Origin of the sequence: Rhizobium sp. L51/94 (assembly GCF_019355555.1) — a bacterium.
Classification (GTDB): Bacteria; Pseudomonadota; Alphaproteobacteria; order Rhizobiales; family Rhizobiaceae; genus Rhizobium; species Rhizobium rhododendri.
Genome location: NZ_CP072141.1, coordinates 2,552,891 through 2,576,338, shown reverse-complemented (window position 1 = coordinate 2,576,338; position 23,448 = coordinate 2,552,891). Strand labels below are relative to the sequence as shown.

Sequence of the window (23,448 nt, the reverse complement as noted above, 5' to 3'; positions counted from 1 at the left end):
GTCGGTCTCCACCTTGTAAAACAAGCTAACGCCTCATCTCCTGCAGCCTTGGTCTTCCTTTTGCTGCGATATCGAGACGTTGCAATAGTCTTATAGTTGCACGCTTCAAACTTGCGAATCGTTAGTTGCGTGCCCCCGGAATCGCTTGTCCTCACGCACGAGATCGTCCAGATTTTACCGCAGTCGCCCTTAGCTTGATCACCAAGCTTTGCGTGCCTCACAAGGCCGCTTCGGAATATGCGGGCGGAGGCGGCGCGATATCAGTGACCGCAGTTCGCACTGTCGATCATCCGAGTGGCGCCTGACGGATGCGAGATTGATATTCTCCTTGAGCACGATGCGAGCCGGGCATTTTTCTCTGAAGTCGTGGTTTATTGGCATTCGGCGTCCTTCAAGTTCTATCGATTTGGTAGATTATGAAGGCCTCAATCGGTGGACTTTTTGACTGTTGCGTTCCGTCCACCACACTCTTCGCGACGCGCCCGAGCCTGATTTGCATGAAGGAGGATAATGCGATGACTTTTCACAACTCCGACCCTGTCAAATTTGCTTATTGGGTGCCGAATGTCTCGGGTGGGCTGGTGACGTCCGATATCGAACAACGAACGTCCTGGACGATCGATTATAACAGGAAGCTGGCGCAGATCGCGGAAGCGGCGGGCTTTGAATATGGGCTGAGCCAGATCCGCTTCACGGCCGGATACGGCGCGGAATTCCAGCATGAATCCGTGGCATTCAGTCATGCCCTGCTCGCGGCAACGACGACGTTGAAGGTCATTGCAGCATTGCTGCCGGGGCCTTGGAACCCGGCGCTTGCGGCCAAGGAGATCGCCACGATCAACCACCTGACCAACGGTCGCGTCGCGGTCAATGTCGTCAGCGGCTGGTTTCGCGGAGAGTTTCATGCCATCGGCGAGCACTGGCTCGACCACGACGAGCGTTATCGCCGTTCGGAAGAATTCATTCGCGCACTGCGCGGCATCTGGACCGAGGACAAGTTCACTTTCCGCGGCGACTTCTATCGTTTCAACGACTATTCGCTGAAGCCGAAACCACTCGACCCGCAGCCGGAAATCTTTCAGGGCGGTTCGTCTCGGGCAGCGCGCGACATGGCCGCGCGTGTCTCCGACTGGTATTTCACCAACGGCAATACGCCGGAGGAAATCGGCAAGCAGTTCGACGATATCCAGACGAAAGCGACGGCCAATGGCCATTCCGTTCGCGTCGGCGTTAATGCGTTTGCCATCGTCCGCGAGACGGAGGAAGAGGCGAAGGCAGTGCTTGCCGAGATCATCGACAAGGCCAACATCGACGCCGTCAAGGCTTTCGCCCATGAGGTCAAGAATGCCGGCAAGGCCTCCCCCGAGGGCGAGGGCAACTGGGCGAAATCGACGTTCGAGGACCTCGTCCAGTATAATGACGGCTTTCGCTCAAACCTGATCGGTACGCCACGGCAGGTTGCCGAGCGAATCGTCGATCTGAAGCGCGCCGGTGCCGATCTCATCCTGCTGGGTTTTCTGCATTTCCAGGAAGAGGTCGAGTATTTCGGCCGCCATGTGATCCCGCTTGTCCGCGAGATCGAAGCGGCAGCATCCACCACCGCCGTCGCCGCCGAATAGGCAGCGTCAACAAGCGAGATCGACCAGGAAACCGGTGCGGATCTTTAGCGATCCGCACCTGCCAACCCTGCGCCTGCAACTGTCAACGAAGATGTCCGAGTATCCAGCCTTCGACCTGCGTTACGCTATCGCTGTCCGGTGAGCCTTCCGGGCGGCGGCCGGTGACGACTTCGAGCATTCCGAGCAGCCCGACAACCGCATCGAAGCGATCGTCTCCGGAGCCGTCGTCTCCGAAGCCGTCACGCAGGCAGTCGACGATTGCCGTCGTGTCGATATCCTGACGCGCTTTCGCCCACTCCAGAATGCCGGGACCGACGCGCCGTCGATCCTCCCGACGCCTCTTGCTTCCCCACTTTTTCCCAATTCCAAGCATGCTGTATACGTCGGCCGGGTAGGTCTCGCAGATCACCACAGACCTGGAGGAGGTAAGCTCTGCGAGCGTTCCATCGAATGGCCAGATGCCAACTTCGTCGAGCGCCGCCGCAATGATCTCCTGCCATCCCGATATCGCACCCTTGCCAACCTGATTGCCGCCCAGTGTCCAGAATAATGAGCAGCCGGCTGGCCTGTAGGGCGTCGCCCGTTCGCATTCTCGCAACAAGTCATCGCTCCTTAGGATGCCGAGTCCGTCGTAGAGATGGGCTCTCTCCGTTCCGCCTGGCCGCATCGGGTAGAACGGCCGTCGATGGGATATCTGGTGGCGCTGATCGGCGACGTCATACCAATCGGACCAATCGCCCTTCCCGAACTGTGCGATCGCCTCGCGAAACGAGGCAATACCGGCATCTGCGGCGTAGGCTTTCGGAAGCCCAATCGGGAAGTCGAACCCTACCAGCAGCGAGCCGGACTGGTGGGAACGTCCTGCCAGTCTCTGAAACAAGGTGGCGGTATCGCCGACAAGCTCCGGAGCCGCGACAATCCATTTGCCATCCGCCCGAATGGCGGCCGACATCCAGCGCTTTCCGCTGTGCTTGCTCCAGTCGCAATGCGCGCAGACCTCGAGTGCCATGCCATTTATCCTTTTTTGACGTGCTCGCTGGGTATACAGGCGATAGTTTTAGCGCAGAACTTTGATGTTGCGTTTCGCCTGCAAACACCGCTTTATCCGTACCGTATATATTCACACTTCCGTTTCTTTGGAACGCTTTGACGCCGTGCATGTTTTATATGCATCAACGGGAGAATGATGATGAGTGATAACCGCGAAACAGAAATCCAACGCCGCGCACACGCAATCTGGGAACGCAACGGACAGCCGGACGGCGCTCACTCGGAGCACTGGGCTGAAGCAGAGCGCGACTACGACGCTGAGGCCGGAACTGGCGGCAAGGCCGATTCCGAGACCATCGAAGGTGACGATCTCGCCAGCCCGCGCGCCATGCGCGAGGCGGCCCGCGAGCATTCGGACACGTATATGGTCTCAACGGATCTGGAGGACGACGATCAGCGCACCAATGCAAACGGCACCCGCGAACAGCCCTAATTTTGCACAAGGTGCTGAATAAGAGGCGGCCGTTATGAACTATCAGAGCCCGATGCGCCCAGCGCATCGGGCTCTTCTTTTGTCGATACCCAACCGTCGAGAATTCGCCTTTCGTGCATGTTAGGAAGCGAAAAGCTGGAGGATAAGATCGGATGATTCGGAACGAAGATGGAATTGAGCACTCGGAGCTTTCCGGTGAGTTTTCGGAAGGCGGCACCACGGTGCGCGTTGACATATTCCGTGCAGCTGGCACCACGCTCGACTGGAAGATGGAGGTGACCGATGCTGCGGATGGACGAACCATGTGGGAAGAGGGTTTCTCCACCGACCGCGATGCCTTCGATGAATTCCTGGCGACTATAGAGCGCGAGGGAATACGGACTTTCCTTGACGACCAGGACCCGCCGGTCCATTGACGGTCAGCCGAGGAGTGCCCATGAAAAACGTCGACGACCTCATCAGTTCCGCCAAGACCGTCCATGCTCGCTATGCCGCGTCCCGTATGGAGCGCGAAACCGTCCGAGAATGGGTGCTAGGGCTGAGCGAATACCGCGAGCCCTACGCGACAGTGCTGCGGGAGGCGATCGAATGGTTCAAGCCACTCAATCCGACCGGGGATGTGGAAACGCTGAAGGCCAACGACCTGGATCGGCTGAGGGCAATCTTCGAGGTCGTTGACAAGGATGCGGCCAAGCGGCCGTAGATCGGTCTACGCGAATATCAGGAGCCTGTCGCCGGTGGTAAGGCTCAGTAGGCTGGCTCGATGCGGTTGCAGACGGAATTGCCGGCGATCTCGCGCGCTACGTTGACTGCGGCTTCTAGTGCCGTAAGGCTCGGTGCGGAGCCGTCGAGATAGATGACACCTCGATCCTGGGTGACTTCAATACGGGCTCCGTCAAGGCCGGATGCGTAGGCCAAGGCTGAGGAAACTGCTGCACAAAGGCCAGCCATCTGGGCGCCGACAAAACCGCTCGTTGGAAGAATAGACATGAACATGGCGACACGCTCCTTTTTCTATCAGTTGTAACGTATGAACGCCAATTTTGTTCATCGTGCGTTCATATTCACAATTTTGATGTCAGAGCGTCATCGATTGTCATATCGGGCTGCAATGTCTACGCCCGCAAAACCCGTCAGGCGCTATCGCTGGGCGAATAGTCGACCATCAGCACAATCGTGAACCGGACAACGGGCTGGCGGCGGTCATTGGCGACTTCCACGGAGAGGCGACGGCCGTTGCCCTCTGGGATCCCATCGATCGCCATCTCTGCCAGCACGCTCTTAGCCTGGTCGATGGCCGCAGTCAGCGTCGGATATTCGAAGGGCGCGTCACCGGCGGAAAAGCCCTCGTTATCGCTTATGTTGAAATAGAACTTAGCCATCCGCAGCCTCCTGCGTGGAAAGACGCAAAACGCTAATATGTTCCCAGTTTGAGCAGCAACTCGGCAAGTTGAACCTGAGGTCGCCGGGCCCGGGGTTCGTTGACTTCGATTGGACCGGGTTACTATACACGCACGTGCTCAACGTCTGCAGTTGCAGGGTGACCTCCATCGATCAAAGGTTTGTGTCTTATGCTCAGCAACAGCCTGGCTGCCTTTTTCGGGCGGGATGTCGTGGAGGTCGCGCGCGATCTCATCGGCTGGCAATTTTGCGCCGACGGCGTCGGCGGCTTGATAGTCGAAACGGAGGCTTATCGGCTGGACGACGAAGCCTCCCACAGCTTCCGCGGTCCGGGATTGCGCAACGCCGTGATGTTCGGCCCTGCCGGGCATGCCTATGTCTACCGCTCCTACGGAATTCACTGGTGCATCAACTTCGTCTGCCTGCCCGGTAGCGCGGTGCTGATCCGTGCGCTGGAACCGAACACCGGTCTCGACAGGATGGCAGCGCGACGCGGCACGGATAATCTTGCGCAACTGTGCAGCGGTCCCGGCAAGCTCAGCCAGGCGCTGGGCATCGAACTCGCACACAACGGGCTGCCTCTGGACCAGCCGCCGTTCACACTGACTGCGGGTCCTGCGATGGACATCGTTTCGGGGCCGCGGATCGGCATCACGCGCAATGTCGCGGCTGCCTGGCGGTTCGGAGCGGCAGGATCGCGCTTTGTCAGCCGTAAATTTGGCTGATGCCGCATCGGCAGGCTCCGGCATTTGCTATTCCATGGCAATGCTGTGGTCGACCTTCGGCGGTGCAGCCGGCTTGCGCAGCAGGATGACCAGCGGCATGGCAAACAGCGACATCAGCATCAGCAGCTTGAAGTCGTCGATATAGGCGATGATCGTCGCCTGCAGGGTAACGATATTGTCCAAGCTGGCGCGGCCAATCGCGGTCAGCGGGCTTAGGCCCTGGGCGGCTGGTGCGTCGAACGCGTGGTTGAACGGCGTCACGTAGGCAGCAATCGATTCGTGGTTGCTCTGGGTATTGCGGATGATCAGCGCCGAGACGATGGAGATGCCGACGCTGGAGCCGATATTGCGCGATAGATTGTACAGCCCTGTCCCCTCGCCGCGCATGTGCGCCGGCAGGGTCGCGAATGCGACGGTGGTCAGCGGTACGAACAGGAAGCCCAAACCGGCGCCTTGGACAAAGCCGACAACGATGATCGTCGTTTGCGAGACATCGGGTGTCCAGCCGGTCATCTCGTACATCGCCCAGGCCGTGAGGCCGAGCCCCAGCAGCAAGAGCCAGCGCGTATCCACCTTGCCGATGAGGCGCCCGACAAGAAACATGCAGACCATGGTGCCGAGGCCACGCGGTCCCATGACGATGCCCGCCGTGACGACAGGATAGCCCATCAGGGTCTGCAAATAGGGCGTCATCAGCGCCAGCGATGCCAGATAAGTGACACCGACGATAAAGATGAAAAACATGCTGACGGAAAAATTCTGATCGAGAAAGAGACGCGGGTTGACGAAGGATTTCTCTGTGGTGAATGTGTGGACCACGAACAGGTAGAAGGCGCAGAAGCAGACCAGCGCTTCGACGATGATCTCGCCGGATGAAAACCAGTCCAGTTGCTCGCCCCTGTCGAGGAAGAGCTGCAACGAAGCTATGCCGAGGCTCAGCATGCTGAAGCCGAAAACGTCGAGCTTAGCCAGCGCGTCGACCTTCGTCTCTTTGACGAAGACGACGATGCCCATAAAGGCGACAAGGCCGATCGGCACGTTGATGTAGAACACCCAGCGCCAGCTAATATGGTCTGTCAGCCAGCCGCCGATGACGGGGCCGAGCACCGGACCAACCATCACCGAGACACCAAACAGCGCCATGGCCTTGCCGCGCTCCTCGACGGAGTAGATGTCCAGCAGGATACCCTGCGACAACGGCACGAGAGCCGCGCCGAAAAGACCTTGCAACAGGCGGAAGCCAACAATCTGCACCAGAGACTGGGCAAAGCCACAGAGCACAGAGGCGGCCACGAAGCCGGCGATTGCCGTCAGCAGCACACGCTTGCGGCCGAACTTGGCGGACAGGAAGCCCGATGGCGGCGTCATGATGGCGGCAGCGACGATGTAGGAGGTCAGCACCCAGTTGATCTGGTCGGAACTGGCTGCGACACTGCCCTGGATATACGGCAATGCCACATTGGCGATCGTCGTATCCAGCGCCTGCATGATGACCGCGAGAATGACACAGGCGGTGATTGCGCCGCGGTTGGCGATGACGGGCGCGGCGCCGTCGGATGGGTTACTCATGACCCTTGCCATCGGAACGGCCCAGCAGTTTTGCGACAAAATCCGGCAAGCCACGAGCGTGGCCCGTGTCGACGTCCACTTCCGTGCTCATGCCGACCCGAAGCGGCGGTTTGCCGGCGGCATCGTCGATGTTCACCCGCATCGGGATGCGCTGGACCACCTTAACCCAGTTGCCGGTGGTGTTTTGCGCCGGCAGCAACGAAAAGCTGGAGCCCGAGGCGGGACTGATGCTGGCGACAGTGCCCGTCCAGACCGTGCCCGGATAGGAATCGACGGAGATGGAGACTTTCTGGCCCGGCTTGACGTAGGTGAGTTCGGTTTCCTTCGGGCTGGCGGCGATCCACATGTCGTTCGACGACACCAGTGAAAAGCCTTGCTGGGCAGCCGCGAGGTAGCCACCAACTTGGAGGCTGTCGACATTGGTCACGGTGCCATCGAAGGACGCCCGAACCACGGTGTCGTCGAGCTGGCGCTGCGCGTCGTCGACGGCGGCTTTGGCCTGCAGATAGGTGGGGTTCTGCTCGAGCGGCTGGTTAAGGTCACCGCCGATCTGAGCCAGCGTTGTGGCGGCCTGGGCTTTGGCGACCGCTACTTTCTGCTTGGCGGCGTCGAGGTCGTGCTTGGCCGAATCAAAGGCGGCCTTGGAGGCTGCGGAGCTGTTGATCAGGCTCTGCTGGCGATCGAACGAGGTCTGGTAAAACGGCAGGTCCGCCTCGGCCTGGGCAATCTCCGCCAGGGTCTGCTGGTAGCTGGCCTGCAGGTTCAGGATCTGGTTGCGGGCAACGCCGAGCTGTGCCTTGGCACCCTCCAGCGCAATCTGGAAGGAATCGGGCTTCAGTCTGAACAGCACCTGGCCCTTCTTCACCTGTTCATTTTCATGCACCTCGATGGCAGCGACGAAGCCGCTGACATCGGTGGAAACCCCGACCATGTCGGCGCCGATATAGGCGTTGTCGGTGGACATGACCTGCCCGCCGGTGACGTAGAAATAGCCGCCGATGACCAAGACGATGGGGAGCGCCGCGAACAGGATCAGCCGCGTTGCACCACGACGTTTGCGCGGTGCTGAGGGCACTGCCGCAGGCGGGACGACTGCGGTCGGCGCCGCGGTCGGATTGCCGGAGGGTCCCTCGGCGATCTCGTCCGTCGTGACGACACGCATGGTCTTTTCGGATTTGGCGGATCTGGGAAGAGGTAGTCGTTCAGCCATGGGAGGTCTCTTGCTGGCACAGCGCCAACCGGCAGCTGTCAACTTGGTTGGGGCGAGAATTTGTGAAGAATGTCGGGACGAGCGGGAAATGCGCGCGACGGCCCCTCGCCGACGGTCTGTTATGACCAGGGAGCTTGTGGGAGCAGGAATTCAGGACGACAGCCGGCTCGCACACTTGGCGGCGCGCTGTAACGCCTTCGGATAAAGCGTGGAAAGAGAAAATCGTCATGGGCATAAAGCCTGCTATTCGTTAGCATGCTTACTATACCCTAATACATAATAAGTCAAACGTTCTATATCGCTCTAGCTGTATACAAAGCCACAAACGCAAGAAAGCCGGCGATGACCGCCGGCTTTCCTGTTAGTTCAGATTTTAAGGTATTAGCGGCGGCTGAGAAGGCCGACGACGTAGGCGACACCTGCGGTCACGGCGAGCGCGAAAAGCGGCTCTTCGCGAACCTTGTCACGGACGCGAGAGGTTACCAGAGCGGCCTCTTCCGTCACAACCGTCTTGGCACCCTGGCTGATCGCCACAACGCTTTCAGACAGCTTTGCCAGATCTTCCTTGAGGGCAGTGATCTGCGCGGAAAGATCCTGCGCTGCTGCTTCAGTTTCGACACGTGCTGCTGCGGATTGGATGGAAGCGGTTTTCAGTTCAGCCATTTTTCAGCTCCTTTGTTTGTGCCCGATAAACGCCGAGTATCGGCATTGGTTCCGCGCATTTTGCGATTTCGGCGGATGCTCTTCAATTCCCGTGCGGATTGCTCTAAGGAACAGCCAATGCTTCGCCTGATTTGCGAGGCCGTTCCATATTGAGGTTAGCATTCCGATGTTTGAACTGCTGAGAGAATTGGCCCGCACCTGGGTCGCCAAGGGCCTGATGCTGTTGCTAGTGGCATCCTTCGGGATCTGGGGCGTGTCGCGGTCCTTGATCGGCGGAAGCACCGGATCGACCGTGATTACCGTCGGGGACCAGCAGATCGGCGCCGCGGAATACCGCCTCGCCTATCGACGCCAGCTCTCGGCGCTGAGCCAGCAGTTCGGAACGCAGCTGTCGCCGGAGCAGGCCCGCGCCTTCGGGCTTGAACAGCAGACCAACTCCCAGCTCGTCGCTGGCGCCTCGCTGGACCAGTTGGCAGCCGACATGAACCTCGGCCTGTCGCAGGACCGGCTCGCCAAACTGATCGGCGAAGACCCGGCATTCAAGTCGAACACAGGTCAATTCGACCGCGGGCTGTTCACCAGCCGCCTCGCCAATGCTGGTATCAGCCAGGATGACTATATCAATGAGCGCAGCAAGGTCGCAGTTCGCGGCCAGATCGTCGATTCCATATCCAACGGCTTCAAGGCACCGCAAACGCTGGTTGCCGGCCTGAAGGAATTCCACGACGAAAGCCGCAGCATCGACTACCTGATCCTCACCAATGCGAACATCGATCCGGTCAAGGCACCGGCTGACGACGTGCTGGCGAAGTGGTTCGAAGGCGTAAAGTCGCGGTATCGTGCGCCGGAGTATCGCAAACTCTCCTACGTGAAGCTGCAGGCAGCCGACATTGCCGATACCGCCGCCATCACCGACGATGCGGTGCGCGCCGAATTCGAAAAGCGCAAGGAAAGCTTCACGACGCCGGCGACCCGGACGATCGAACAGCTGAGCTTTGCCAACAAGGACCTGGCGGACGCGGCTTCCGTCGCCCTTAAAACCGGCACGACCTTCGACCAGCTCGTAACCGACCAGGGCAAGACCGCCAGCGACGTCATGCTCGGCACATTTAACAAGGCGAGCGTTCCGGATTCAGCCATTGCGGAACCGGCTTTCGCTGTCACCAAGGACGGCGGCACGACAGGCGTCATCGAGGGATCGTTCGGACCGGTGATCCTGCGCGTCACCAACATCAAGGTGGAAAGCGCCAAGTCGTTCGAGGACGTCAAGGAAGACCTGCGCAAGCAGATGGCAATTGCCGCAGCGTCTTCTCAGATCGCAGACCTGCACGACAAATTCGAAGATGCACGCGGCTCCGGCGCGACACTGGTCGAGGCAGCTCAGCAACTGAAACTGAAGCCAGTGACGGTCGATTCCGTCGACGCCACCGGCCTCGACAAGGCTGGGAATGAGGTCAAAGATATTCCCGAGCGCCAGAAGCTGCTCGCAGAAGCCTTCAAGACCGATGTCGGCGTCCAGGCACTTCCCGTTCCCATCGGCAGCGATGGCTATGTCTGGTTCGACGTACTGGACGTGACCCCTGAGCACGATCGTCCGCTTGCCGAGGTGCATGACAAGGCCGCTGCCGACTGGACAGCGGAACAGCAGAAGGTCGCCCTCGCCGCTAAGGCCACCGCCCTGAAGGATGAGGCCAAGAAGGGCAAGTCGCTCGCCGATATTGCCGCGCCGCTTGGCATTGCCGTCGAGAACAAGACCAACGTGACGCGCAACATGGACGACAGCGTCCTTGGCCGCGCCGGTGTGTCGGCAGCATTCTCCGGACCTGTCGATACGGTTGCCAGCGCCATCGGCGGCGACGACACGACGCAGATCCTGCTGAAGGTAACCGACGTCAACACGACGCCGCCAGCCACGGATGTCCTTGCCAACCAGGACCAGCAGATTTCCAGGATTGCAGACGCTGCTGGTGACGATATCCTCGACCAGATGGTTGCCGAGTTGCAGACGAAATACGGCGTGACCGTAAACCGCGAGGCCGCGGCTCAGGCCGTGCAGCGCTAAGCTAGGGAACCGACCTCGATGGCCGATCTGAAGCCACTGCTTGCCAAAGTCGCCGGCCATGAAAGTCTGACGCGCGACGAGGCGCGGCAGGCCTTCGAGATCCTGATGTCCGGCGAAGCGACGCCGTCGCAGATCGGCGGCTTCCTGATGGCGCTGCGGATGAAAGGCGAGACCGTCGACGAGATCGTCGGCGCCGTCACCACGATGCGCGCCAAGATGCTGCCTGTGGAAGCTCCGGCCGATGCCATCGACATCGTCGGCACCGGCGGCGACGGGACCGGCACCTACAATATCTCCACCCTCGCCGCCTTGATCGTCGCAGGTTGCGGCGTTCCCGTCGCAAAGCATGGCAACCGCGCGCTGAGCTCCAAGTCCGGTGCTGCCGACAGCCTTTCGGCGCTGGGTGTGAAGCTCGACATCTCGCCGGAGCATATAGGCCGCTGCATCCGCGACGCCGGCATCGGCTTTATGTTCGCCCAGATGCACCATTCGGCGATGCGCCATGTCGGCCCGTCCAGGGTGGAACTCGGTACCCGGACGATCTTCAATCTTCTCGGCCCCCTGTCGAACCCTGCGGGCGCGCGCCGTCAGTTGCTCGGCGTCTATGCGCCGCAATGGGTGGTGCCGCTTGCCGAAGTGCTTCGCGATCTCGGTGCTGAAAGCGTGTGGGTCGTCCATGGCGACGGCCTCGACGAGATCACCACGACGGGGATGACGCAGGTCGCGGCACTCGAAGACGGCAAGATCAGGACATTCGAACTCGGCCCCGGCGATTTTGGCGTGCAGCATGCTGTTCTGGCCGACCTCAAGGGCGGCGACGGCGTTGCCAATGCGGCAGCCTTGCGTGCCGTGCTCTCCGGCGAAAAAAATGCCTATCGCGATATCTCGCTGATCAACGCCGCTGCATCGCTGGTCGTAGCCGGCAAGGCCGGGACCGTCATCGACGGCATGCGGCTTGCCACAAAATCGCTCGACAGTGGCGCTACGGCTGCCGCTCTCGACAGGCTGATTGCCGTCTCCAACGACAGCGACTGAAGGAAGGGCGCTCGCCATGACCGACATTCTCAAAAAGATCGAAATCTACAAGCGGCAGGAAATCGAGGCCGCAAAGGCATCGGTGTCGCTTGCCGACCTCAAGGCCATGCAAGCGGACCAGACCCCGCCGCGCGGCTTTCACCGGGCACTCGTGGCAAAGCATGAGGCAGGCATGTTCGGGCTCATCGCCGAAATCAAAAAGGCAAGCCCGTCCAAGGGGCTGATCCGTGCCGACTTCGATCCGCCGGCATTGGCTGCGGCCTACGAAGCGGGCGGAGCTGCCTGTCTTTCCGTGCTGACCGATGCCCCTAGCTTCCAAGGCTCCCCGGCGTTCCTGACTGCTGCCCGCGCCGCCTGCAGCCTGCCCGCCTTGCGCAAGGATTTCATGTTCGAGACCTACCAGGTGCAGGAAGCTCGCGCCTGGGGTGCCGACTGCATCCTTCTCATCATGGCATCGCTTTCGGACGAGGATGCGGAGCGCCTTCAGGACGAAGCCTTCGGGCTCGGCATGGATGTGCTGGTGGAAGTGCATAACGAGCCGGAAATGGAGCGTGCGCTGAAACTGTCGTCGCCGCTGATCGGCATCAACAACCGCGACCTGCGCACTTTCGAGGTCAGCCTTGCCACCAGCGAAAGACTGGCACCAATGGTGCCCGCGGATCGGATAATCGTCGGCGAAAGCGGCATCTTCACCCACGCCGACTGCCTCAGGCTGCAGGCATGCCGGATCGATACCTTCCTGGTCGGCGAAAGCCTTATGCGCAAGGACGATGTGGCAGCGGCAACGCGAACCCTCCTGACAGGCGAAGCCGCCGCGCTGGCGGCCGAATAGCATGGCGGCAGAGCACGGCAGCCTCACGCACATCGATGCGTCCGGCGAAGCGCACATGGTCGATGTCGGCAACAAGGCGGAGACCATGCGCAGTGCCACGGCTTCGGGCCATGTTAAGATGCAGCCGGAGACACTACGGCTGATCCTCGAGGGCAATGCCAAGAAGGGCGACGTCATCGGCACGGCCCGCCTGGCAGGGATCATGGGCGCCAAGCAGACATCGAGCCTGATTCCTCTTTGTCATCCGCTCATGCTGACGAAGATCGGTGTGGAGATCACGCCCGACGACAGCCTGCCCGGATTGCGTGTGACGGTAACTGCCAAGCTTACGGGACGCACCGGCGTCGAAATGGAAGCATTGACCGCCGTCTCCGTTGCCTGCCTGACTATCTACGACATGGCTAAGGCGGCCGACCGGCTGATGGAAATCGGCGGCATCCGGCTCGAGGAAAAGTCCGGCGGCAAATCCGGCGACTTCCGGCTTGCAGGCCCATCCCCATGAGCTTGCTGCCTGTTGCCGAAGCGCAGGCGCGCTTGCTGGACAAGGTGCGGCCTGTCGCCGAGCACGAGACTGTGACCCTCAGTGATGCCTCCGGCCGTGTACTGGCGAGAGACCTTCCCGCCCGCCTCACCCAGCCGCCTTTCGACGCCTCCGCGATGGACGGATACGCGATCCGGCACGCCGATCTCTCTGGACCGAATAGCAGTTTGAAAGTCATCGGCGTCTCGGCCGCCGGCCATGCCTTCGATGGGTCGGTTGCCGACGGAGAAGCAGTTCGGATTTTCACGGGCGCACCTCTGCCAGACGGTGCCGACAGCGTGCTTCTGCAGGAGGATGTCGAGACGACGGAGGATGGCAGCATCCGCTCGACCTATCCGGTACGCGCCCGCCAGCATGTGCGACCACGCGGTCAGGATTTCGTCGATGGCGAGATCGTGCTGCCGCACGGCACCGTCATGGACTTCACCCGGCTTACGGTGGCAGCAGCCATGAACCATGCGACGCTGGACGTCTTTCGCAGACCGCTGGTGGCGATCCTTGCCACCGGCGACGAACTCCTGCCGCCCGGCTCAGTCCCCGGCCCGTCGCAGATCCTTGCCTCAAGCACCTTTGGTATCGCAGCGCTGGCCCGTCAGGCCGGAGCCGATATCCTCGACCTCGGCATTGCGCCGGATGACAGCGCGGCAATCACGGCGGCTGTGGAACGTGCGCGCGACGCCGGTGCAGACGTCATCGTGACGCTCGGCGGGGCCTCCGTAGGAGACCATGACCTTGTGCAGGCGACGCTTGTCGCAGCGGGCATGCAGCTCGACTTCTGGCGCATTGCCATGCGGCCGGGCAAGCCGTTGATGGTCGGCAGTCTCGGGCCAACCCATGTCCTCGGCCTGCCCGGCAATCCGGTGTCGAGTCTCGTATGTGGGATCCTGTTCCTGGAGCCGCTGATCCGCAAGCTTGCCAGCCTTCCGCCGATCCAGCGTGGCGCGACAGCGCTGACGGCGACACCGCTTGCCGCGAACAACCAGCGTCAGGACTACGTCCGCGCAACGCTTTCCAAATCGAGCGATGGCAACTGGCTTACAGAGCCTTTCGACAAGCAGGATTCCTCGATGATGAAGATCTTCGCGCAGGCGGATTGCCTGATCGTCCGGCCGCCGAATGCACCGGCAATGCCGGCCGGCATGCCCTGCCCCATCCTCCTGCTGCGGCCCGACCTGCAGGGCTGACGCCCTTAACAAGCAACCGTTAGAATCACTTCGGGCGGCTTGCGCCGCCCGATGGAAGATCGTGTCTCGCCGATAGGCTTACTTGACCGGCGGCTTTTCGTGGTGGCCGCCGAAGCCGGCGCGCATGGCTGACAGCACCTGGTTGGCAAAGCCGTCATTGCCGCGCGAAGAGAAGCGGCTGAACAGGGCCGCACTCAGGACAGGTGTCGGAACGCCTTCGTCGATAGCCGCGGAAATCGTCCAGCGGCCTTCGCCGGAGTCCGAAACGCGTCCGGCATACTGCGACAGGGCGGGATCTTCGTGCAGCGCATCTGCCGTCAGATCGAGTAGCCAGGAGGTGATGACGCTGCCGCGACGCCAGACTTCGGCGATTTCCGGGATGTCGAGGTTGTACTGGTAGAATTCCGGGTTGGACATCGGCGCTGTCTCGGCGTCTGCCTCGGCCTGCTGCATGCCGATATTGGCATGGCGCAGGATGTTGAAGCCCTCTGCGTAGGCAGCCATCAGGCCATATTCGATGCCGTTGTGGACCATCTTGACGAAGTGACCGGCGCCATGCGGACCGCAATGCAGGAAGCCCTGCTCGGCCGTGCTTTTGGCAGCAGCGACTTCGCTGCGCTGGGCGGACGACTTCACGTCGCCCATGCCGGGCGCGAGCGTTGCAAAGATTGGCGACAGATGCTGGACGGTCGGCGTTTCGCCACCGATCATCAGGCAATAGCCGCGCTGCAGGCCGAACACGCCGCCGCTGGTGCCGACGTCGACATAGTGGATGCCCTTCTGCTTCAGCATCGCCGCACGACGAATGTCGTCATGATAATAGGAGTTGCCGCCATCGATGATGATGTCGCCCTCTTCGAGCAACGGCACCAGCTTGGTCAGTTCGTTGTCGACGATGGCTGCCGGCAGCATCATCCAGATGGCGCGTGGCTTATCCAGCTTGGCGACAAAGTCCTCAAGGCTGGAGCTGCCGGTGGCGCCCATGCCCTTGAGGTCCTCGACGCTCTGGGCGCGCGCGTCGAAGACGACGGCCGTGTGGCCGCTCTTCATCAGCCGCTGCACCATGTTGCTGCCCATGCGGCCGAGGCCAATCATACCAATCTGCATAGTCACGTCTCCTTGGGACGGTTTTGGAGCGGTCGCTCCGGTCAAGTGTATAGGGTGATTTTGCGACAGGCCTTAGTGCTCGCAAATTACGGCGTCGAGGGTTAGCAGGCAAGCGTAGCTGCGAAACATCAAGAATACGTGAGCAACCCTAATCGTTTGAATTACATCTTCCTACTGCCATTGGGGCGCAGGCTCAAGCCTCCAATGTGGGGCCGATGTAACGAGCGCGTGGTCGGATAAGCCGCCCACCCAAAGCCTGCTCGATCGCATGTGCCAGCCACCCTACCGCCCGCGCCATCGCAAATATGATCATCGGCGCATCGCGCGGGAGGTCGTAGGCGACGGCAAGCGCCGTCAGGGCGAAGTCGGCATTGACGCGTTCGCCGACGATTTCCTCCGCTGCCGCCTGCAGGTCGGCGAAGGCCGTAGGGAGCTCGAAATGTCGGAGCAGCGTGGTGGCCCTGATATCGCCGTGCGGATAAAGGCGATGCCCGAAGGCCGGCAGCTTGCGCCCCTGAGCTAGATAACGGTTCACCGCCTCGTGGGCACCGAGCTCCTCGGCGTTGCCCACGAGTACCCTCACAGCCTGCCAGGCGCCGCCATGCAGCGGCCCCGCGTCGCCAGCCCGGACAGGACCGCCGTAGACAGGGAGGAGCCTGTCGAGGCTGTGACGCGGGCGGCAAAGGTCGAGGCATTCAGTTCGTGATCGGCAAACAGCACCAACGCGCAGCGAATGATCGACGCTGCGGCAGGGCGGCCCCAGCTTTCCGCCAGACGTCTATGCAGGGGCTGGTCGGCGGACCAGGGAGCGAGCACATTTGCGACCGTGGCAAGCACGCTCTGCGCGTCGGCCTGCAGCGCGGACTGGGATCTCTCCATGGACGGTAGATCCCGCGTCGCCCGACCTGCCAGTGCAACCAAAGCCGATGCGATTGTCGCGCCGTCTTTCGAGCCGTCGAGCTTCGCCAGGGAAGACAGCGGACGGCGCATATCCCAGAGCAGGGCTGCAACTTCCTCAAGCGTCGCATTCTCCGACAGCGCTGCAGCATCCCTGCCCCTGTAAAACAGCCGGCCATCGGAAACGGTCGAGACCGCCGAGGGCAGCATGGGATCACCCCATTGGATTGCTTCGGCAGCAACAGTTTCGCTCTTGCGGCGACCGGCCTGGCGGTTGGCGAGCCGGAGCACGTCATCGCGAAAATAAAGGCTGCGGCGGCCCTCGGCCGGATCGGGCTTGGCACGGATGCGACCCCGGCTGACATTGGCGTACAAGGTCTGCTGTTTCGTTCCGAGCAGTTGCAACGCCTGCTCTGCAGTCAGCCACGACATGGCATCCTCATATTGATCGAAAGCATCAAGATTGACGTCAATACAAATGGCGCCGATCCTCTCGCATAGTCAAAGGAGAAGACGATGAAAAGTGGATTGGACGATGTCATTGCCGCAGAAACCCGATTGTCCGATGTCGACGGGCTCGCCGGTCGACTGGTGATACGTGGCGTGTCGCTGGACGACCTCGTGGCAACGAGCCGCTACGAGGACGTTGCGCAGCTGTTGCTTTCGGGGCTTTTTCCGGAAACGAACGATGTCGATGGGCTGAAGTCACTCATCGGTGACGCAAGAGTTTCGATGTTCGACATCGTAACCGAGAGCGAAGCGGGCCTGTTCAGGTTGCCGCCGGTCGAAGCTATCAGGGCGCTGCTTGCCCGCGTGCCGGATGGTGCGGACCGTGCCACGGCTCTCAGGTTGCTGGCAGCACCTGCCGTGTTCCTGCCGGCAGTTCTGCGGCTGCGCGACGGCAAGCCGGCGATACGCCCGGATGCCGGCCTTTCGCAGTCCGAGGATATTTTGCGAATGCTCACCAGCATCATGCCCACGGCTGAACAGACGGCGGGACTAGATGCCTATCTGGTCACCATCGCCGACCACGGATTGAACGCCTCGACGTTTGCAGCCCGTGTCATCGCCTCGACCCAGGCGGGGCTCACTTCCTCCGTGCTCGGGGCGCTCGGAGCCTTGACCGGTCCGCTCCATGGTGGTGCGCCGGGGCCGGTGCTCGATATGCTGGACGCCATCGGCGAACCCGCCAACGCCCGCGCCTGGATCGCCGCCGAACTCGACAAGGGCGAGCGGCTGATGGGGTTCGGTCATCGCATCTACCGGGTGCGCGATCCGCGCGCCGATGCCCTGAAGGCAGCACTAAAGCCGATCGTTGCCGCCGGACAGGTGGACGGACGACGGATGGCGCTGGCGGAAGCCGTGGAGCAGACCGCACTGGCTTTATTGCGCGAACGCAAGCCGGATCGCCCTATCGAGACTAACGTCGAATTCTACACGGCCTTGCTGCTCGATTCGCTCGGTTTCCCCAGGGAGTCATTCACCGGCGTGTTCGCAATCGGCCGCACGGTCGGCTGGATTGCCCATGCGCGCGAGCAGGTGCTGGACGGACGACTCATCCGCCCGCAATCCCGCTATACTGGGCCACTGCCCAAGGCCGCCTGACGATCGGTAGACAAACCCGGATCCGCCGCTATTGGTGGATCCGGAAGACAGCCGATCATGCCAGATCCATCAGTTCGTGGTGGATTGCCCAGCGGCGAGGTTCAGGGTCACATCGTCATAGCCGCGCATCTTGTAGACCAGCGTCGAGATCAGCCAGCTGACGACGAAAATGCCGACGACGGCGTAGCCGAAATTGGCGAGATTGTCGTTGAGATCGGCAATTGTGCCCCAAACGCCGCCCTCGAGCCCGAACTTATCGACGAGAAGGCCAAGTGCCTCCATGCCGCCGATGAAGATCGCCACGGCGACCGAGGCGGCGGTGATCGTCAGATTGTACCAGAGCTTGCGCATCGGATTGATGAAGGCCCAGCCATAGGCACGGGTCATCAAGACGCTGTCGGTGGTGTCGAGCAGCGACATGCCGGCCGTGAAAAGCGCTGGGAAAACGAGGATCGTCCAGAACGACATGCCCTGCGCAGCTTGCGTCGCCGATATCCCGAGCAAGCCGATTTCCGTTGCCGTGTCGAAGCCGAGGCCAAATAGTAAGCCGATGGGGTACATGTGCCATGAGCGCGTGACGATCTTGAACATCGGCCGGAAGATGCGCGCGAGAAAGCCGCTGTTCGACAACAGTGCATCGAGGTCTTCCTCGACGATCGTCTCGCCGCGCCTGGCGCGACGGAAAGCTGCCCATATACCGCGCAGCACGAAGAAATTGGCAACGCCGATGGCGACCAGGAACAGCGCTGAAACGGATGTACCGACAATGCCGCCGACATCGCGGAAAGCGCCGAGCGGCATCATCGAAGCAGTGGCGGCAATGGCGATCGATGCGAGCACGACGATGCTGGAATGACCGAGCGAAAAGAAGAAACCAACGGAAACCGGCGATTTCTTGTCCTGCACCAGCTTGCGCACGACATTGTCGATAGCCGCAATATGATCGGCATCGAAGGCATGCCGCAAGCCGAGCATGTAGGCAAGGAATGCCGTCCCCAACAAGGCTGGACGGTCTGAAAAGGCGGTCCATGCCCAGACCCACGCACCGATATTGAAGCCGATCAGCAGGACGTAGGTCATGGTGATCTTCGTCCCGGCACGGTCTTTCCGGTCGTCAAACGGATTGGGCATAGAACATCGTTCTCCTTTGCGGACAATAGGCCGCAAACTGCCATGGAAAGAAAATCGAGACGAGAGGCAAATGACGTAGTTTTGCGAAAATTTGATGCAGCGCAAAAAGAAACCCGGCTTTCGCCGGGCTCCAAGTGTTTTCCTGATCTGCCTTGTCGCCTTAGACTAGGCGGCTCTGTTCGAGTGCTGCCTCGATGAAGCTTGCGAACAGCGGATGCGGGTCGAGAGGACGGGACTTCAGTTCCGGATGGTACTGGACGCCGATGAACCATGGATGATCGGGGTACTCGATCGTCTCCGGCAGCACGCCGTCCGGTGACATGCCGGAAAATACCAGGCCGCAGCTTTCCAGCCGGTCCTTGTAATCGACATTGACCTCGTAGCGATGGCGATGGCGTTCGGAAATATCCGAAGATCCATAGATCTCCGCGATCTTCGTGCCTTTCTTGAGCGCTGCCTTGTAGGCGCCGAGGCGCATCGTGCCGCCGAGGTCACCTGAGGCCGCGCGTTTCTCTAGCTGGTTGCCCTTGATCCATTCGGTCATCAGGCCGACGACCGGTTCGCTGGTGGCGCCAAATTCCGTCGACGAGGCGTGCTCGATGCCGGCCAGGTTGCGGGCCGCCTCGATGACCGCCATCTGCATGCCGAAGCAAATACCGAAATAGGGAACTGCGCGCTCGCGGGCGAATCGGGCCGCGTGGATCTTGCCTTCCGATCCGCGCTCGCCGAAGCCGCCGGGCACGAGAATGCCGTGCACCTTTTCGAGATAGGGAGCCGGGTCTTCCTTTTCGAAGACTTCCGATTCGATCCACTCGAGCTTCACCTTGACGTGGTTGGCGATGCCGCCGTGATGCAGCGCTTCGATCAGCGACTTGTAGGCATCCTTGAGGCCAGTGTACTTGCCGACGATGGCAATGGTCACCTCGCCTTCGGGCGTATGGATACGATTGCAGACTTCTTCCCACGCTTCGAGACGCGGCTTCGGTGCCGGTTCGATACCGAAGGCGGCCAGCACTTCGTTGTCGAGACCTTCCTTGTGGTAGGCCGTCGGCACATCATAGATATTGGCAACGTCCAGCGCCTGGATAACAGCGGACTGGCGGACATTGCAAAACAGCGAAAGCTTCTTGCGCTCGGCTTCCGGGATCTCGCGATCGGCGCGTACGAGCAGGATGTCGGGGTGAATACCCAGCGCCTGCAGTTCCTTGACGGAATGCTGGGTCGGCTTGGTCTTCAGCTCGCCGGCAGCCGGAATGTACGGCATCAGCGTCAGGTGGACGTAGACGGCCGTGCCGCGCGGCAGGTCGTTGCCGAGCTGGCGGATGGCCTCCATGAAAGGCATCGCCTCGATATCGCCGACAGTACCTCCGATTTCGCAGATGACGAAGTCGTAGTCGTCGTTGCCTTCGGTAACGAAATCCTTGATCTCGTTGGTAACGTGCGGAATAACCTGGACGGTGGCGCCGAGGTAGTCGCCGCGCCGTTCTTTGTCGATGATGTTCTTGTAGATGCGACCGGTTGTGATGTTGTCGGTTTTGGTGGCGGAGCGGCCGGTAAAGCGCTCGTAGTGCCCGAGGTCGAGGTCGGTCTCTGCGCCGTCATCCGTGACGAAGACTTCGCCGTGCTGTGTCGGGCTCATGGTGCCCGGATCGACATTCAGATAGGGGTCGAGCTTGCGCAGGCGGCATCTATAACCGCGGGCCTGCAAGAGTGCTCCGAGAGCAGCGGCCGCAATTCCCTTGCCTAGAGAGGAAACCACGCCGCCGGTGATGAATACATATCGCGCCATGGGAGCCACCGGTTACCTTTTAACAAATGATTCCGCCAGCCCCAAAATTCTTTTCCAGAACTTTTGAAGACGAGGCGGAGGATGGACAAAATAAAACCGGCAGGTTTTGAGACCTGCCGGAGGATCGTTTCAGGGTCTGTTACTGACCCGTGGGGACACCGGTCGGCGCCGGTGCCGGAGCTGGCGTTGCCGGAGCAGCCTGGCCGGAAGGCGAAGCGGGTGCCGTCCCTGCCGGTGCAGTCCCAGCAGGGGCCGTGCCCGTTGCAGGCTTTGCGCCGCCGAGCGAGTCGAGAATGCCACCGCTCTTCGTCTGTCCAGCCGGCGTGATCCGGTCGAGAATGTCGGTCGGGCGACCTTCATAGCGCGACAGGACGCCGAGACCGAGCGACGTGATGAAGAACAGCGTCGCAAGGATCGCCGTCGTCCGGGTCAGCGCATTGGCAGCGCCACGGGCGGACATGAAGCCCGACCCACCGCCGACGCCAAGGCCGCCGCCCTCGGAGCGTTGAATAAGAACCACTCCGACCAGCGCAAGCACGATCATGAGATGAATGACAATCAATACGGTCTGCATAGGTCCAGTCCCGCCCGCGTATACGGGCATAAGAATAAAAGCTCGCGGCTCTTTACATGAGCCTCTCGCCTATTCCAAGCCTTTTCATCGCGGCCCGCCCCTGCAGCCGAAAAACGGCAGGAGGCGGCCAGCGTCAGGCCGTGTGTTTCAGATATGCGTTGTATATCGCGTTGAAATCGACCGATTTCAAGCTCGCTCCGCCGACCAGCAAGCCATTGACGTTATCGATGCCGATGAGAACAGCTGCGTTGGCAGGGTTCGCGGAGCCGCCGTAGAGGAGCCGCATGCTTTTACCAGTCCGTCCCAGCCGCGCCACGAGATCGGCGCGCATGAAAGCATGGGCGGCGGCAATCTCGTCTTCCTGCGGCACAAGGCCGGTTCCGATGGCCCAGACCGGCTCATAGGCGATGACGGTATCGTCCGCCGTCGAGCCGCGCGGGACCGATGCTTCGATCTGCCGCTTCAGAACATCGATAGTATGGCCGGATTGACGCTCTTCGGCAGTCTCGCCGACGCAGACGATGGCGGTCAGTCCCGCCGCATGTGCGGCCTCCGCTTTGGCACGCACGAGTTCGCTGCTGTCGCCATGGTCCCGGCGCCGCTCGGAGTGACCGACGATCACATAGGTGCCAAAGCAATCCGCAATCATTTCAGCGGAAATATCCCCGGTGTGGGCGCCAATGCGGTGCTGGTGGCAATCCTGGGCGCCGATCGCCAGCGGGCTGTCATCGCAGAGTGCGGTCGCCACATAGAGCAGCGTTGCCGGTGGGCAGAGCAGTGCCTCGACCTTCTCCGCCTGCGCCTGATCGATCGCATCCGCGATAGCCTTGATTTCCGTCAGGCTGTCCCGCGTGCCGTTCATTTTCCAGTTGCCCGCCAATAGCGGACGTATCTTCTGTGTCATGGCGCCTCTCCTCCCGTCGCTTTGCATGCGGACCTAGCAAAAGAATCGGCAAAATGAAAGTTGCGCGCCATTACGCCATCCCGATTGCCATCCGTCGCTCCGCCCGAAAGCAAAAATTGCGATCATGGCGAGGGTAAAAACAGCCAGTTGAGGGTCTTGCGCCAGTCCAGCATGCGCAATGGCGTTCCGTGGGTGCCGTTCGTATAGAGCGTGAAGCGGGTCGGATACTTCGCCTTGATAAGCTTTTCGAACTGCGCCTGCTGGTCTGCAGCCGCATAGACCTTGTCGGCGCTGCCATGGGCAAACCAGATCGGCAGCCGGGCTTTGTAGAACGGGCTCTTGGCGAAGGTCGGGTCGGTCACGGCTGACATCATCACCATGCCGGAAAGCCGCTTGACGCTCTCGACATCCCGCGTGATCCCCCAGCAGACGATGCTGCCCATCGAGGCGCAGGACAGAATCACAGGCTGTCCGCCTGATTGTTCGGAGGCTGCCCGGATCAGCGCTGCGACATCGGCCACGCCTTCTGCATCGAACGTCCTGATGGTCGGCGCATAGTAGCTGCCGCCATTGTCGACCACGAGATTTTTCAGCCGGTTGAAGTTTCCGCCGAACATATAGTCGTTCGAGCCCAGCCGCCGGTCACCGGCTCGACCGTGGATAAAGATAACAGTGAATGCCTGCCCGCTCGCAGGTCCCACCCTGGTGACATCGAGTTTGCGTGCACCGAGAGCCAGTGTCTCGTCCGTCTGCTTCCAGCGGACGCCGAGCCCGAGATAGGCCGGCTTGACGCGGCGCTCCGGAACGATGTCCCGGCCGTTGATGTCGCGCATCTCCTGGTAGTCGATGGTCTCGAACGCACCGTTATCGTGGCTCTCGACGACGGTCTGGCTGGAAAAGAGCTCGTCCTTGAACGGTTTCAGTTGCACGGCAGACGCGTCCGTGGCCAGGAAGGCGATAAACGCGACGGTGGCAGCGATCTTGAGGAAATGAACTGTGGACATTGGCATGCCGATGGGACCCTTTGAAGAACTGTGGCTTGCCATTCGGCGGTGGCCGACGCAAATCTTTTTTCCAATTGGTCCCGGAATCTGCCTGCGTCGCTTTTTTGCTAGAT

Annotated in this window: 23 protein-coding genes and 1 pseudogene; 11 read left to right on the top strand and 13 right to left on the bottom strand. The window is 61.0% G+C overall.

The features are described from left to right. Positions 1 to 515: 515 nt before the first annotated feature. Entirely contained in the window at positions 516 to 1,619 is a 1,104-nt protein-coding gene (gene sfnG / locus J5274_RS12685; protein ID WP_219274618.1) for a dimethylsulfone monooxygenase SfnG, read from the top strand. Between the two features lie 82 nt (positions 1,620 to 1,701). Here sfnG and J5274_RS12680 read toward each other — a convergent pair whose 3' ends face one another. Continuing rightward, the gene (locus tag J5274_RS12680; protein WP_142822682.1) at positions 1,702 to 2,628 is read right to left on the bottom strand and encodes a DUF429 domain-containing protein; all 927 of its coding nucleotides are present in this window, start codon (positions 2,626 to 2,628) and stop codon (positions 1,702 to 1,704) included. Between the two features lie 180 nt (positions 2,629 to 2,808). On the opposite strand from J5274_RS12680, the gene J5274_RS12675 reads away from it, so the two are divergent. The 3 genes from J5274_RS12675 to J5274_RS12665 all read left to right on the top strand — a co-directional run bounded on the left by J5274_RS12675 (position 2,809) and on the right by J5274_RS12665 (position 3,805). After that, positions 2,809 to 3,102: a DUF2934 domain-containing protein gene (locus J5274_RS12675; protein WP_142822681.1), complete on the top strand. Its 294-nt coding sequence runs from the start codon at positions 2,809 to 2,811 to the stop codon at positions 3,100 to 3,102. Between the two features lie 152 nt (positions 3,103 to 3,254). Beyond that, positions 3,255 to 3,518 (top strand): hypothetical protein, encoded by a 264-nt coding sequence (locus J5274_RS12670; RefSeq protein WP_142822680.1) that lies wholly within the window; start codon positions 3,255 to 3,257, stop codon positions 3,516 to 3,518. A gap of 20 nt (positions 3,519 to 3,538) precedes the next feature. Beyond that, positions 3,539 to 3,805 (top strand): hypothetical protein, encoded by a 267-nt coding sequence (locus tag J5274_RS12665; protein WP_142822679.1) that lies wholly within the window; start codon positions 3,539 to 3,541, stop codon positions 3,803 to 3,805. Positions 3,806 to 3,849: 44 nt separating this feature from the next. On the opposite strand, the gene J5274_RS12660 is transcribed toward J5274_RS12665, so the two are convergent. Then, a complete protein-coding gene (locus J5274_RS12660) occupies positions 3,850 to 4,098 on the bottom strand; it encodes a BON domain-containing protein (protein ID WP_142822678.1) in 249 nt (82 codons plus the stop codon). Positions 4,099 to 4,235: 137 nt separating this feature from the next. Then, positions 4,236 to 4,484, bottom strand: coding sequence for a hypothetical protein (locus J5274_RS12655; RefSeq protein WP_111215685.1), 249 nt, complete (start codon positions 4,482 to 4,484; stop codon positions 4,236 to 4,238). 189 nt (positions 4,485 to 4,673) lie between these two features. Between J5274_RS12655 and J5274_RS12650 the strand changes: the two genes are divergently transcribed. Beyond that, complete coding sequence (locus J5274_RS12650) at positions 4,674 to 5,228, top strand: DNA-3-methyladenine glycosylase (RefSeq protein ID WP_142822677.1); 555 nt, start codon at positions 4,674 to 4,676, stop codon at positions 5,226 to 5,228. A gap of 27 nt (positions 5,229 to 5,255) precedes the next feature. Here the strand turns inward: J5274_RS12650 and J5274_RS12645 are convergent, their stop codons facing one another. The 3 genes from J5274_RS12645 to J5274_RS12635 all read right to left on the bottom strand — a co-directional run bounded on the left by J5274_RS12645 (position 5,256) and on the right by J5274_RS12635 (position 8,670). Continuing rightward, a complete protein-coding gene (locus J5274_RS12645; protein ID WP_142822676.1) occupies positions 5,256 to 6,797 on the bottom strand; it encodes a DHA2 family efflux MFS transporter permease subunit in 1,542 nt (513 codons plus the stop codon). Next, on the bottom strand, positions 6,790 to 7,959 hold the full coding sequence (locus tag J5274_RS12640) for an HlyD family secretion protein (protein ID WP_224127790.1): 1,170 nt from the start codon (positions 7,957 to 7,959) through the stop codon (positions 6,790 to 6,792). The genes J5274_RS12645 and J5274_RS12640 overlap by 8 nt, the downstream gene beginning before the upstream one ends. A gap of 429 nt (positions 7,960 to 8,388) precedes the next feature. Next, positions 8,389 to 8,670 (bottom strand): hypothetical protein, encoded by a 282-nt coding sequence (locus J5274_RS12635; RefSeq protein WP_142822674.1) that lies wholly within the window; start codon positions 8,668 to 8,670, stop codon positions 8,389 to 8,391. Between the two features lie 166 nt (positions 8,671 to 8,836). Between J5274_RS12635 and J5274_RS12630 the strand changes: the two genes are divergently transcribed. The 5 genes from J5274_RS12630 to glp are packed head-to-tail and all read left to right on the top strand — an operon-like array spanning position 8,837 to position 14,324. Beyond that, on the top strand, positions 8,837 to 10,732 hold the full coding sequence (locus J5274_RS12630; protein ID WP_142822673.1) for a peptidylprolyl isomerase: 1,896 nt from the start codon (positions 8,837 to 8,839) through the stop codon (positions 10,730 to 10,732). An 18-nt stretch (positions 10,733 to 10,750) separates the two neighbouring features. Beyond that, entirely contained in the window at positions 10,751 to 11,767 is a 1,017-nt protein-coding gene (trpD, locus tag J5274_RS12625) for an anthranilate phosphoribosyltransferase (protein ID WP_142822672.1), read from the top strand. A 16-nt stretch (positions 11,768 to 11,783) separates the two neighbouring features. Beyond that, complete coding sequence (gene trpC / locus J5274_RS12620; RefSeq protein WP_142822671.1) at positions 11,784 to 12,599, top strand: indole-3-glycerol phosphate synthase TrpC; 816 nt, start codon at positions 11,784 to 11,786, stop codon at positions 12,597 to 12,599. Between the two features lies 1 nt (position 12,600). Next, positions 12,601 to 13,101, top strand: coding sequence for a cyclic pyranopterin monophosphate synthase MoaC (gene moaC / locus J5274_RS12615; protein ID WP_219274617.1), 501 nt, complete (start codon positions 12,601 to 12,603; stop codon positions 13,099 to 13,101). Next, entirely contained in the window at positions 13,098 to 14,324 is a 1,227-nt protein-coding gene (gene glp / locus J5274_RS12610; RefSeq protein ID WP_142822669.1) for a gephyrin-like molybdotransferase Glp, read from the top strand. The genes moaC and glp overlap by 4 nt, the downstream gene beginning before the upstream one ends. 78 nt (positions 14,325 to 14,402) lie before the next feature. On the opposite strand, the gene gnd is transcribed toward glp, so the two are convergent. Both gnd and J5274_RS12600 read right to left on the bottom strand, forming a co-directional pair. Further along, positions 14,403 to 15,431: a phosphogluconate dehydrogenase (NAD(+)-dependent, decarboxylating) gene (gene gnd, locus J5274_RS12605; protein ID WP_142822668.1), complete on the bottom strand. Its 1,029-nt coding sequence runs from the start codon at positions 15,429 to 15,431 to the stop codon at positions 14,403 to 14,405. Between the two features lie 193 nt (positions 15,432 to 15,624). Next, positions 15,625 to 16,760 (bottom strand): annotated as a pseudogene (locus J5274_RS12600) (citrate synthase family protein). Positions 16,761 to 16,844: 84 nt separating this feature from the next. Here J5274_RS12600 and J5274_RS12595 point away from each other — a divergent pair. Continuing rightward, the gene (locus J5274_RS12595) at positions 16,845 to 17,933 is read left to right on the top strand and encodes a citrate synthase/methylcitrate synthase (protein ID WP_142822666.1); all 1,089 of its coding nucleotides are present in this window, start codon (positions 16,845 to 16,847) and stop codon (positions 17,931 to 17,933) included. Positions 17,934 to 18,002: 69 nt separating this feature from the next. On the opposite strand, the gene J5274_RS12590 is transcribed toward J5274_RS12595, so the two are convergent. The 5 genes from J5274_RS12590 to J5274_RS12570 form a co-directional block, all read right to left on the bottom strand. Continuing rightward, positions 18,003 to 19,064, bottom strand: a complete 1,062-nt coding sequence (locus tag J5274_RS12590; protein ID WP_219274616.1) for a HoxN/HupN/NixA family nickel/cobalt transporter — start codon at positions 19,062 to 19,064, stop codon at positions 18,003 to 18,005. A 160-nt stretch (positions 19,065 to 19,224) separates the two neighbouring features. Further along, the gene (locus J5274_RS12585) at positions 19,225 to 20,853 is read right to left on the bottom strand and encodes a CTP synthase (RefSeq protein ID WP_142822664.1); all 1,629 of its coding nucleotides are present in this window, start codon (positions 20,851 to 20,853) and stop codon (positions 19,225 to 19,227) included. Between the two features lie 139 nt (positions 20,854 to 20,992). After that, the gene (secG, locus tag J5274_RS12580; protein WP_142822663.1) at positions 20,993 to 21,427 is read right to left on the bottom strand and encodes a preprotein translocase subunit SecG; all 435 of its coding nucleotides are present in this window, start codon (positions 21,425 to 21,427) and stop codon (positions 20,993 to 20,995) included. A 133-nt stretch (positions 21,428 to 21,560) separates the two neighbouring features. Beyond that, complete coding sequence (gene tpiA / locus J5274_RS12575) at positions 21,561 to 22,331, bottom strand: triose-phosphate isomerase (protein ID WP_142822662.1); 771 nt, start codon at positions 22,329 to 22,331, stop codon at positions 21,561 to 21,563. 122 nt (positions 22,332 to 22,453) lie between these two features. Next, entirely contained in the window at positions 22,454 to 23,341 is an 888-nt protein-coding gene (locus J5274_RS12570; RefSeq protein ID WP_142822661.1) for an alpha/beta hydrolase, read from the bottom strand. Positions 23,342 to 23,448: the final 107 nt, after the last annotated feature.